Below are 9,069 nucleotides of genomic sequence, written 5' to 3' on the forward strand. Positions count from 1 at the left end.
TGATATGAAAATGGGTGGCGGAACGGCGCATATTGCGATGCAAAAACTTACAATGCGATGCAGCATGACGCATTTCATAGGATTAATCGGATTGACTTTGTTCGCTTTCGGAATTTAGTTGGTTGTGTCCGCTGATACGACAGAGGGCCCAAAATCGTTCGCGCCGCGATGACCGGGAACACCCGGGATCCAGGAATGCGCGACTTTCATAGGGTGGCGGACGACGGATTTCTATTGTCTCGGGAGGACAACAGCATGAAGAAGACACTCGCGATACTGTCGCTTGCCACCACCTGCCTGGCGTTCAGCCTCGGCGCGGCGCGCGCGGAGGACAAGGTCCTCGCCATCGTCGTGAAGGGTCTCGACAATCCCTTCTTCGAGGAAATCAACAAGGGCTGCCAGAAGTGGAACGCCGAGAACCAGGGCAAGGGCTATACTTGCCTCTATACCGGCCCTGCTTCCAGCAATGATGAAGCCGGCGAAGTCCAAATCGTCGACGACCTGCTGACCAAGGGCGTCGCCGCCATCGCCATCTCGCCGTCCAACGCGCCGGCCATGGCCAATCTGCTGAAGCAGCGCGCGCCCACCATCCCCGTGATGACGGTCGACGCCGACCTGAACAAGGAAGATGCCGCGCTCCGCAAAGCCTATCTGGGTACCGACAACTACCTGATGGGCGTCAAGATGGGCGAGGAACTGCAGAAGCTGAAGAAGGGCGGCACCGTCTGCCTTCAGCTCGGCAACGTCGCGGCCGCCAACATCGCCGCCCGCGCCGCCGGCGTGCGCGACACGCTGGCCGGTGCCAAGGATGTCGACAAGCTGACCGGCCAGAACGGTTGGACCGAGCCGGCGGGCTGCCCGCTGTTCACCAACGACCAGTCCGACCTCGCCAACCAGCAGATGAGCGATACCTTCACCGCCAATCCGAAGCTCGACGCCTTCGTGCTCGTCGGCGGCTGGGCCCAGTTCGCCCCGCAGGCCTATGCGCAGGTCACCGACGGCGTCATGGAACGCCTGAAGAGCAAGGACCTCGTGATCATCGCCGGCGACACGCTGCCGCCGCAGATCGACGCGCTCAAGGCCGGTCGCAGCCATGCCCAGATCGGCCAGCGGCCGTTCGAAATGGGCTACAAGGCGCCGGACGCCATGATCAAGCTGATCAATGGCGAAAAGGTTGACGAGATCCTGTTCACGGGCCTCGACACCTGCCTGCCGGAGAATGTCGACAGCTGCCTGGCCAAGTAATCCAGACAGCCCCACGGATCGAGACGGGCCCGGGGCATCGACTGACCACTAGAGGGGCGCCCATGGCGCCCCTTTTCCATTCAGGCCCGATCGCCGGGCGTGCATCGCATGCGCCGAGGCTCTATATCGGACCGGGGACTGACTTCAAGACGAGGATATCAGACGATGCGCCGCACCATCCTGGCACTTTCGCTCCTTCTGGCCGCGACACCGGCCTTCGCCTGCACCGAGGAGGAGCTTCAGGCCAAGTCGATTTCGCTCGCCGACCTGGTCAAGCAGATCACCACGAAGGATCCGAGCCAGGCTGCGGAATGGCGCAAGCGGCAGGTCGAGGTCGACCGTGTCGCCGAACGCACCACGAATTTCGACGAGATCTGCGCCGCCTATGACAAGGCCATCGCCGAGGCCCAGGCCAAGCAGTAAAACTCTCGCGAGCACCCGCCGCGAACCTTCCCTTGGGTCAGCATGAGGTTCACTCTTGTCCCGCGCCCGGCGATCTGCCGGATCCGAGGCGGGCAACCGGGGCGTCCGCGTCCCAGGGGAGGACCTCATGGCTCACTATCTTCTGCAGGTCTCCTACGCCGCCAGCGCCGTCAAGGCGATGGTGGCCAATCCGCAGAACCGCGAAGATGCGGTTCGCAAGGTCGTGGAGTCGATGGGCGGCAAGCTGCACGCCTTCTATTTCGCTCTCGGCGAATTCGACGTCGTGATCATTGCCGAATTCCCGGACAATGTGTCGGCGGCGGCCGTGGCGCTCGCGACCAGCGCGACCGGCTCCCTGTCGAAATTCGAGACCACAGTGTTGATGACCCCAGCCGAAGGGGTGGAAGCGATGCGCAAGGCGAAGACCGGAGCGTACTCGCCACCGGCCTGATCCAGCCGCTTCCGACAAAGCAGACAGGTCGCTTCACTTGAGGCCAAGCCTAGAGGCGCTAGCGGAGCATGCAAAATGCGGCCACACCCTACCCGCCGTGCCATGGCATCGGCAGGAAGATCGATCATCGCGCTCCGCGAGGCTCAGCGCGGCGGCAGGCTGATGCGCGGCAGCGTGCCGTCGAAGACGAACGACACCCCGGAAAGCATCATCGACCGCTGCGAAGCAACGCCATGATCGGCCCAGATGATCGGGCCGGCTCCGGCCTTGTTGGCAAGCAGAAAGCCAGCGACGACCACGAGTGCGACAGCTAGTCCAAACTGGAGATCCATCGTTACCCCCGTTCTCTGCTCGGTGATTCTAGCACAAGTCGCGTGCCGCTGCGACACCCCCTGCCGAAGAGCGTGCGGCCATGCTATGGGGTCGGCCTGGAAGGCCACTCATGATCCGCATCAATGACGACATTGCCCTCGACGACAGCGAGATCGAGGAGAGCTTCATCCGCTCTTCCGGACCGGGTGGGCAGAACGTAAACAAGGTTTCGAGCGCGGTTCAGCTGCGCTTCGATGCGCGGCGTTCGCGCGCGCTGCCCGACGCGGTCGCGGTGCGGCTGATGCGGCTGGCAGGATCCAAGCTGACGCAAAATGGCGTCATCGTCATCACAGCCCAGCGCTTTCGGGATCAGGCCCGAAACCGGGCCGACGCGCTGGAGCGTCTCGTGGCGCTGATCCAGGAAGCCTTGATTCCGCCGACACCGCGGCGTGCGACGAAACCGACGCTCGCATCGAAAAAGCGGCGTCTGGAGGGCAAGGCGAAACGTTCCGGGGTCAAGGCCATGCGCGGCGGTGTGAAGGTCGATTAGCCCTCGCCAAATCAGCAGAACCCGTGCAACATTTTGCCGCGGCCGCTGCTGCGGCATCATTACGGGGAGAGCCTCATGGGCATCATCTGGACCATCATCATCGGCTTCGTGGCTGGCGTCATCGCCAAGTTCATCACCCCGGGCAGCAATGAGCCGAGCGGCTTCATTCTGACAGTTATCCTGGGCATCGCCGGCGCGTTCCTGGCCACCTATCTGGGTCAGGCCATTGGCTGGTACGGCCCCAACGACCAGGCCGGTTTTATCGGCGCCATCGTCGGAGCGGTCATCGTACTGCTGATCTGGGGCGTCATCGTCAAGAAGCGCGCCTGATCGAAAAGAGACGGCCGGGTTCAGCGAACCCGGCTTTCCCATTCCGGGCAATGATCATGCACGGCCTTCGTCAGCGGGCAGTGACCAGTGGCGCCGCGATAGGCGAGATAAGAGCCAGTCGCCAGGGCGAGCACGGAAAGCAGCCGGTTCGGCCGTGGTTTGACCGCTGCCGCCGCGAGGATGAGGCCGGCAACCACAGAGACGATGCGGCCTTCGGTCGAGACTTCCGGAACGACAACGGGGGGTTTTGCCCGAAACATGATTTTTTCTCCGATTGCTGACAGGGGTTGAACGCGCGAGTGTCGTGCCCGTTCCAATGGAGAGGTAGGCGATGATCCGGGTTGGCATAGGTGGGTGGACGTTCGAACCCTGGCGGGACAATTTCTATCCGGCCGGGCTGCCGCAGAAGCGCGAGCTCGAATATGCCAGTTCCAAGCTCACCTCGATCGAGATCAACGGCACCTATTACGGATCGCAGAAGCCGGAGAGCTTCCGCAAATGGGCCGACGAGACGCCGGACGATTTCGTCTTCGCGCTGAAGGGCCCGCGCTTTGCCACCAACCGCCGCGTGCTCGCCGAGGCGGGCGAGTCGATCTCGCGCTTCTTCGCCAGCGGCGTCACCGAGCTTGGCCCCAAGCTCGGGCCGATCAACTGGCAGTTCATGGCGACCAAGAAATTCGACGCCGAGGATTTCGCTGGCTTCCTCGAACTGCTGCCGAAGACGGTCGACGGCATCGCCATCCGCCATGCGGTCGAGGTGCGTCACGAGAGCTTCCAGACGCCGGAATTCATCGCGCTGGCCCGCAAGCATGGCGTCGCGGTGGTGGTAGCCGATTCCGAGACGCACCCCCAGATTGCCGACCCGACGGCCGGCTTCGTCTATGCACGCCTGCAAAATGCATCCGAAGAGGAAAAAATCGGCTATCCGGAGTCCGCTCTTTCCGAGTGGAAGAAGCGCGCCGAGCGCTGGGCCGAGGGCGGTGTCCCCGCCGACCTGCCGTTGCTCGCGGAGAAGCCGGCCAAGGCCGGCAAGCGCGACGTTTTCATTTACATGATCAATGGCTTCAAGCCGAAGGCGCCGTTTGCCGCCATGGCGCTGATCGAGAAACTCGCCTCCCGCTGAGTCAGTCTGGGGCCCCGCCGACGCTCGTCGATTCCCAACCGGTTGCACCCGGTTGCATCGATTTTGTGAACAATCCAGCGCCCAATTCTCGCCTTTTTCGGCTGTTGATAAACAGCCAACGAAGCTTGTTTCCGTTTTGGGTGCAATCCGCGTCGGCGAACGCGAAAACGAAGAGATCCAGTGTGCAGGTAAAATTGCGTATCGCGGCCGTGACGGCCGCTCTCGTAGCCGCCGGTGCGGCCCTCTCCTTCGGGAGCCTTCCGGCCGAAGCCGGGACCCAGTGTGGCCGAGCCTCCTGGTATGCCCTCGGCGGCAAGACCGCCAACGGTGAACGCAACAACCCCAACGCCCTGACCGCCGCCCACCGCAAGCTGCCCTTCGGCACCCGCGTCCGGGTCGAGAACCTCAAGAACGGCAAGTATGTCGTCGTCCGCATCAACGACCGGGGCCCCTTCACCGGCGGCCGAGTGATCGACGTCTCGCGCGCCGCGGCGCAGCAGCTCGGCATGGTCAAGTCAGGCACCGCCAAGGTCCGCCTCGTCGTCGACGGCGCCGCCGTGAAGAACTCCTGCCCCGCCTGATCTCCGGCAAGGCTCGGTCCCATCGCCTCCGATGGTGGAGCGAGCCTAAGTCCCGTCCAGCGCCACGGCCTTGACCAGCGCGGTGACGGCGAGGCCCGGAACCAGTTCCAGATCCCGCACAGCGTCCCACGTGACCCGCGCCAGCATCGGCTCCCCGCCGACGTCGAGGCGGATGCCGACATCGTGGCTGCGACCCTCGCCGATCGAGACGATCTCCGCCCTCAGGCGGTTGCGGACCGAGAGCCGGCCGGGCTCGCCCACGGCCAGCGTCACATCGCGGGCCCGAATACGGATGCGCAGCCGCTTGCCGATCGGCGCCTCGATCGAGGGTACGACCAGCGACCCGGCCGGGTGATCGAGCCGGGTGACGCCGGCTTCCGGATCCTGGGCCAGCACGGTCGCCTCCAGCACGGCGCCGGCCTCCCACTCCCCGATCGCATCGAGGCGCGCGAATACCTCGCCGACCGGCCCGAGCGCGGCGACGCGCCCTGCCTCGATTAGCGCCACCGTATCGGCCAGGCGCGCCACCTCCTCGACCGAATGGCTGACATAGACGATGGGGAGTCGCTTGGCGTCGCGCAGCCGCTCGATGAACGGCAGGATCTCGGCCTTGCGCTCGCGATCGAGCGCCGCCAGCGGCTCGTCCATCAGCAGGCAATCGGGGCTCGACAGCAGCGCCCGGCCGATCGCGACGCGCTGCTTCTCGCCGCCTGAGAGATCCCGCGGCATCCGCGCCATCAGCGCGCCGATGCCGAGCAGGTCCACTACCTCGTCGAGACTGCCCCAGCGCCGCGCCTGCGGCGTCAGCCAGCGGCCATAGAGCAGGTTGGAGCGCACGGAGAGATGCGGAAACAGCCGCCCCTCCTGGAAGACATAGCCGATGCGCCGCCTTCCGGCCGGCACGAAGATCGACCGCTCGGTATCGACCAGCGTCCGCCCGTCGAGCACGATCCGCCCCTGGTCCGGTCTGGACAGACCGGCCACCAGATTCACGAGCGAGGTTTTGCCCGACCCGGAACGTCCGAACAGGGCCGTAACGCCGGGCCCTGTCTCCAGCGCGATATCGAGCGAGAACTGCCCCAGTTGCTTGCGGATCGCGATCGAGAGCGTCATGCCACCCCTCCCCGCGCCACGCGGCGGGCGAGGAATTCGGACAGGACGAGCGCGGCCAGCGAAATGGCGATCGAGATCGCGGTCAGCCGCAGCGCCGCGGCGTCGCCATCCGGCGTCTGGATCAGCGCGTAGATGGCGGACGGAATCGTCTGGGTCTGGCCGGGAATGTTGGAGACGAAGGTGATGGTAGCGCCGAACTCACCCAGGGCACGGGCAAAGGAGAGCACCACGCCGGCCAGGATGCCCGGCAGCGCCAGTGGCAGGGTGACGGTCAGAAAGACGAGCGCCCTGCCCGCGCCGAGCGTCGAAGCCGCCTGCTCGAGCCTCCGGTCGATACTCTCGATCGAGAGGCGGATCGCCCGCACCATCAGAGGAAAGCCCATGACGCCGCAGGCGAGCGCGGCGCCGGTCCATCGGAAGGCGAAGACAAGGCCGAAGGTGTGCTCGAAGAAGGCGCCCAGCGGCCCCTTGCGGCCGAAGGCGAGCAGCAGCAGGTAGCCGGTGACGACGGGCGGCATCACCAGGGGCAGATGGACCAGGCCGTCCAGCAAGGTCCGGCCGAAGAAGCGCCCACGCGCCAGCAGCATCGCCATGGCGATGCCGACCGGCAGGCTGACCAGCGTCGCCACGGACGACACCTTCAGGCTAAGGCCGATGGCGGTCCATTCTTCGGGGGAGAGAAAGCCGTTCATCCATCAGCCGCTTGGGGAATCGCCAGCATCGAGACTAGGTCGCCAGCCTCACGACATCCAGCCGCCTAGCCGCGTCCCTCGAGCCAGGTGAAACCCTGCGCCTCGAAGCTCGGGCGGGCTTCCGCCGAATTCAGCCATTCCAGGAACGCCTTGGCATCGGGACTGGTGGACGCCGCGACCCGGGCGACCGGGTAGACGATCGAGGGATGGCTCGTCTCGGGGAAAATGCCCACCACCTTGACGTTGGGCTCGGCCCTGGCGTCGGTACCATAGACGATGCCGAACGGCGCCTCGCCCTTGGCGACGAAGGCGAGCGCGCTGCGGACGCTGTCGGCCTGGGCGACCTTCGGCGCGACCGAATCCCAGACGCCCAGCGCGGTCAGCGCCGCCTTGCCATATTTGCCGGCCGGAACCGAATCGATCGAGCCCATGGCGAGCTTGCCATCCGCACCCAGCGCTTCCGCGAGCGGGAAATCCTTGGCGATCGTCAGCGTGGCGGCGGAATCCTTGGGCGCGACCAGAACCAGCGTGTTGCCGAGCCGCGTCACGCGCGACGCCGGGTCGATCAGGTCCTTCTTCGCCAGATAGTCCATCCAGTCGAGATCGGCGGAGAAGAAGATGTCGGCCGGCGCCCCCGCTTCGATCTGCTTGGCGAGGTTGGACGAGCTCGCATAGCTGATCGCCAATTCCTTGCCGGTCTTGGCCTTGTAGGCGGCCGCCGCGCCGTCGAGTGCATTCTTCAGGCTGGCGGCGGCGAAGACGGTGACGTCGGCCGCCTGCGCCGTCGTGGCGGCGAATGGGGCGACAAGCGGCGCGACAAGAAAGGCAAGGCTGCCAAGAAGGACAAGTCCGCGGCGGAGGCGATGGATCGACATGGAGAGCTCCTCAAATCGGAGCGATATTTCTGCACGGAAATGTCGATGCGATCAACGCCCCTTCCGGAAGGATCACTCCCGTTGATGCCGGCTGCACGAATTGGAATTGGACGCGGCGCGCCCGCCCCGGCTAGCCTGACGCAAAGCAAGGGGGATGATGATGGTCGCCGAATACACGCTCTATTCGATGCAGTTCTCGGGCAATTGCTACAAGCCGCGCCTTGCCATGCACGAGCTCGACATTCCGTTCCGGATCGTCGACTTCGTGAAGGGCAGCGGGCAGACGACGAGCCCGGAATTCCTGGCGCTCAATCCGAACGCCCAGGTGCCGCTGCTGATCTTGCCGGATGGACGGCCGCTGGCCGAATCGAACGCCATGCTGCTGCATCTGGCCGAGGGCAGCGCGCTGATCCCGGCCGACGCCTATGATCGCGCCATCTGCTACCAGTGGCTGTTCTTCGAGCAGTACAGCCATGAGCCGGTGATCGCCGTGGCGCGCAACTGGCTGCACTACATCCCCGGCGGTCGCGAGACCATGGGGCACCGGATCGACGAATGGCAGGAGAAGGGCAACCGCGTCCTCGGCATCATGGAGGCGTTCCTGGCGAAGCATGACTTCTTCGGCGGTCCGGCCTTCTCCGTCGCCGACATCGCGCTCTATGGCTACACCCATGTCGCCGAGGAAGCTGACTACGATCTTAGCCGCTATCCCGCGATCCGCGCCTGGCTTGCCCGCGTCGCGGCGCGGCCTCGGCATATCGGAATCGACTGGCGGCCGTAGGGGGCGGTGACGGCGTTCACAGACAGTTCAGCGGTCACCGTCTATGAACGGCTTTCACGGATTTTTAACCGTGATTCCAAGCCCTTACTTTCGACACGATATCTGTCGGGCAAAGCCACAATCCATCCGGACGAGCGCCGTAGTCGAGGCTCTGAATAGGAGCGTGGGACGGGCGCGGCTGACGGCAAGATCGACGGGAAAAGATGATGAGCATGGACGACACGAACAGGAGCTTCAGCGGGAGCCATCGGCGCGAGCGGGCGACGCGCGGAGCCTTCTATCTCTGGATGGCGGCCTACGCTGCCATCGTCGTGGCGATCGTCGCCGTCCATGCCATCGGCGGCGCGAGCGCGCCGGATGGCGAACCGACCCGGCAGGCGACGCGGAGCGGCGTTTCGCTCGGCCCGGTCATTCCGGTCGTCGCCCAAGCGGATGTGAATGGCTGATGTTCAATCGTCCTCCCCGTCCGCACGAACGCGTCCAGGTCCGCCGGCCTCCCGCCGGCGGCGAGCGCCGTCAGCACCACGACTCCTTCGAGATCGAGCAATTCTGGCTGGCCGCCCCGCTCCGTTCTTGCGAAAAGTGAAGCCGCC

Annotated in this window: 14 protein-coding genes; 9 read left to right on the top strand and 5 right to left on the bottom strand. The window is 65.0% G+C overall.

The genetic code is table 11. The features are described from left to right. The first annotated feature begins 255 nt into the window (after positions 1-255). From ACHMWQ_RS20670 to ACHMWQ_RS20680, 3 genes are all read left to right on the top strand, one after another. Complete coding sequence (locus ACHMWQ_RS20670; protein WP_396308909.1) at positions 256-1,245, top strand: substrate-binding domain-containing protein; 990 nt, start codon at positions 256-258, stop codon at positions 1,243-1,245. A 165-nt stretch (positions 1,246-1,410) separates the two neighbouring features. Next, the gene (locus ACHMWQ_RS20675; RefSeq protein ID WP_354550612.1) at positions 1,411-1,668 is read left to right on the top strand and encodes a hypothetical protein; all 258 of its coding nucleotides are present in this window, start codon (positions 1,411-1,413) and stop codon (positions 1,666-1,668) included. A 127-nt stretch (positions 1,669-1,795) separates the two neighbouring features. Beyond that, positions 1,796-2,119: a GYD domain-containing protein gene (locus ACHMWQ_RS20680; protein WP_396308910.1), complete on the top strand. Its 324-nt coding sequence runs from the start codon at positions 1,796-1,798 to the stop codon at positions 2,117-2,119. A gap of 143 nt (positions 2,120-2,262) precedes the next feature. Here the strand turns inward: ACHMWQ_RS20680 and ACHMWQ_RS20685 are convergent, their stop codons facing one another. Next, on the bottom strand, positions 2,263-2,451 hold the full coding sequence (locus ACHMWQ_RS20685) for a hypothetical protein (protein WP_354550615.1): 189 nt from the start codon (positions 2,449-2,451) through the stop codon (positions 2,263-2,265). 110 nt (positions 2,452-2,561) lie between these two features. On the opposite strand from ACHMWQ_RS20685, the gene arfB reads away from it, so the two are divergent. Both arfB and ACHMWQ_RS20695 read left to right on the top strand, forming a co-directional pair. After that, positions 2,562-2,981, top strand: coding sequence for an alternative ribosome rescue aminoacyl-tRNA hydrolase ArfB (gene arfB, locus ACHMWQ_RS20690; RefSeq protein WP_396308911.1), 420 nt, complete (start codon positions 2,562-2,564; stop codon positions 2,979-2,981). A gap of 75 nt (positions 2,982-3,056) precedes the next feature. Then, a complete protein-coding gene (locus ACHMWQ_RS20695) occupies positions 3,057-3,311 on the top strand; it encodes a GlsB/YeaQ/YmgE family stress response membrane protein (RefSeq protein ID WP_354550619.1) in 255 nt (84 codons plus the stop codon). Positions 3,312-3,331: 20 nt separating this feature from the next. Here ACHMWQ_RS20695 and ACHMWQ_RS20700 read toward each other — a convergent pair whose 3' ends face one another. Then, positions 3,332-3,571, bottom strand: a complete 240-nt coding sequence (locus ACHMWQ_RS20700) for a DUF2892 domain-containing protein (RefSeq protein WP_396308912.1) — start codon at positions 3,569-3,571, stop codon at positions 3,332-3,334. Between the two features lie 71 nt (positions 3,572-3,642). Here ACHMWQ_RS20700 and ACHMWQ_RS20705 point away from each other — a divergent pair, with 71 nt between their 5' ends. Both ACHMWQ_RS20705 and ACHMWQ_RS20710 read left to right on the top strand, forming a co-directional pair. Continuing rightward, on the top strand, positions 3,643-4,434 hold the full coding sequence (locus tag ACHMWQ_RS20705) for a DUF72 domain-containing protein (protein ID WP_396308913.1): 792 nt from the start codon (positions 3,643-3,645) through the stop codon (positions 4,432-4,434). Positions 4,435-4,634: 200 nt separating this feature from the next. After that, a complete protein-coding gene (locus ACHMWQ_RS20710) occupies positions 4,635-5,015 on the top strand; it encodes a septal ring lytic transglycosylase RlpA family protein (RefSeq protein ID WP_396309499.1) in 381 nt (126 codons plus the stop codon). Positions 5,016-5,060: 45 nt separating this feature from the next. Here ACHMWQ_RS20710 and modC read toward each other — a convergent pair whose 3' ends face one another. From modC to modA, 3 genes are all read right to left on the bottom strand, one after another. Beyond that, complete coding sequence (gene modC / locus ACHMWQ_RS20715) at positions 5,061-6,128, bottom strand: molybdenum ABC transporter ATP-binding protein (RefSeq protein ID WP_396308914.1); 1,068 nt, start codon at positions 6,126-6,128, stop codon at positions 5,061-5,063. Next, positions 6,125-6,820, bottom strand: coding sequence for a molybdate ABC transporter permease subunit (gene modB, locus ACHMWQ_RS20720; protein WP_396308915.1), 696 nt, complete (start codon positions 6,818-6,820; stop codon positions 6,125-6,127). Before modB ends, modC begins: the two co-directional genes overlap by 4 nt. A gap of 65 nt (positions 6,821-6,885) precedes the next feature. Further along, the gene (gene modA / locus ACHMWQ_RS20725) at positions 6,886-7,689 is read right to left on the bottom strand and encodes a molybdate ABC transporter substrate-binding protein (RefSeq protein WP_396309500.1); all 804 of its coding nucleotides are present in this window, start codon (positions 7,687-7,689) and stop codon (positions 6,886-6,888) included. A gap of 166 nt (positions 7,690-7,855) precedes the next feature. On the opposite strand from modA, the gene ACHMWQ_RS20730 reads away from it, so the two are divergent. After that, positions 7,856-8,476 carry a glutathione S-transferase family protein gene (locus ACHMWQ_RS20730; protein ID WP_396309501.1) on the top strand — a complete coding sequence of 207 codons (621 nt, stop codon included), beginning with the start codon at positions 7,856-7,858 and terminating at the stop codon, positions 8,474-8,476. Between the two features lie 212 nt (positions 8,477-8,688). Then, positions 8,689-8,922 (top strand): hypothetical protein, encoded by a 234-nt coding sequence (locus ACHMWQ_RS20735; RefSeq protein ID WP_396308916.1) that lies wholly within the window; start codon positions 8,689-8,691, stop codon positions 8,920-8,922. The last annotated feature ends 147 nt before the right edge of the window (positions 8,923-9,069 follow it).

It is taken from the genome of Kaistia sp. UC242_56, from assembly GCF_044452255.1.
GTDB lineage: Bacteria > Pseudomonadota > Alphaproteobacteria > Rhizobiales > Kaistiaceae > Kaistia > Kaistia defluvii_A.

Coding starts and splice junctions, on each gene's coding strand:
- ACHMWQ_RS20670 (WP_396308909.1), top strand. CDS start 256: ATGAAGAAGACACTCGCGATACTGTCGCTTGCCACCACCTGCCTGGCG.
- ACHMWQ_RS20675 (WP_354550612.1), top strand. CDS start 1,411: ATGCGCCGCACCATCCTGGCACTTTCGCTCCTTCTGGCCGCGACACCG.
- ACHMWQ_RS20680 (WP_396308910.1), top strand. CDS start 1,796: ATGGCTCACTATCTTCTGCAGGTCTCCTACGCCGCCAGCGCCGTCAAG.
- ACHMWQ_RS20685 (WP_354550615.1), bottom strand. CDS start 2,451: ATGGATCTCCAGTTTGGACTAGCTGTCGCACTCGTGGTCGTCGCTGGC.
- arfB (WP_396308911.1), top strand. CDS start 2,562: ATGATCCGCATCAATGACGACATTGCCCTCGACGACAGCGAGATCGAG.
- ACHMWQ_RS20695 (WP_354550619.1), top strand. CDS start 3,057: ATGGGCATCATCTGGACCATCATCATCGGCTTCGTGGCTGGCGTCATC.
- ACHMWQ_RS20700 (WP_396308912.1), bottom strand. CDS start 3,571: ATGTTTCGGGCAAAACCCCCCGTTGTCGTTCCGGAAGTCTCGACCGAA.
- ACHMWQ_RS20705 (WP_396308913.1), top strand. CDS start 3,643: ATGATCCGGGTTGGCATAGGTGGGTGGACGTTCGAACCCTGGCGGGAC.
- modC (WP_396308914.1), bottom strand. CDS start 6,128: ATGACGCTCTCGATCGCGATCCGCAAGCAACTGGGGCAGTTCTCGCTC.
- modB (WP_396308915.1), bottom strand. CDS start 6,820: ATGAACGGCTTTCTCTCCCCCGAAGAATGGACCGCCATCGGCCTTAGC.
- ACHMWQ_RS20730 (WP_396309501.1), top strand. CDS start 7,856: ATGGTCGCCGAATACACGCTCTATTCGATGCAGTTCTCGGGCAATTGC.
- ACHMWQ_RS20735 (WP_396308916.1), top strand. CDS start 8,689: ATGGACGACACGAACAGGAGCTTCAGCGGGAGCCATCGGCGCGAGCGG.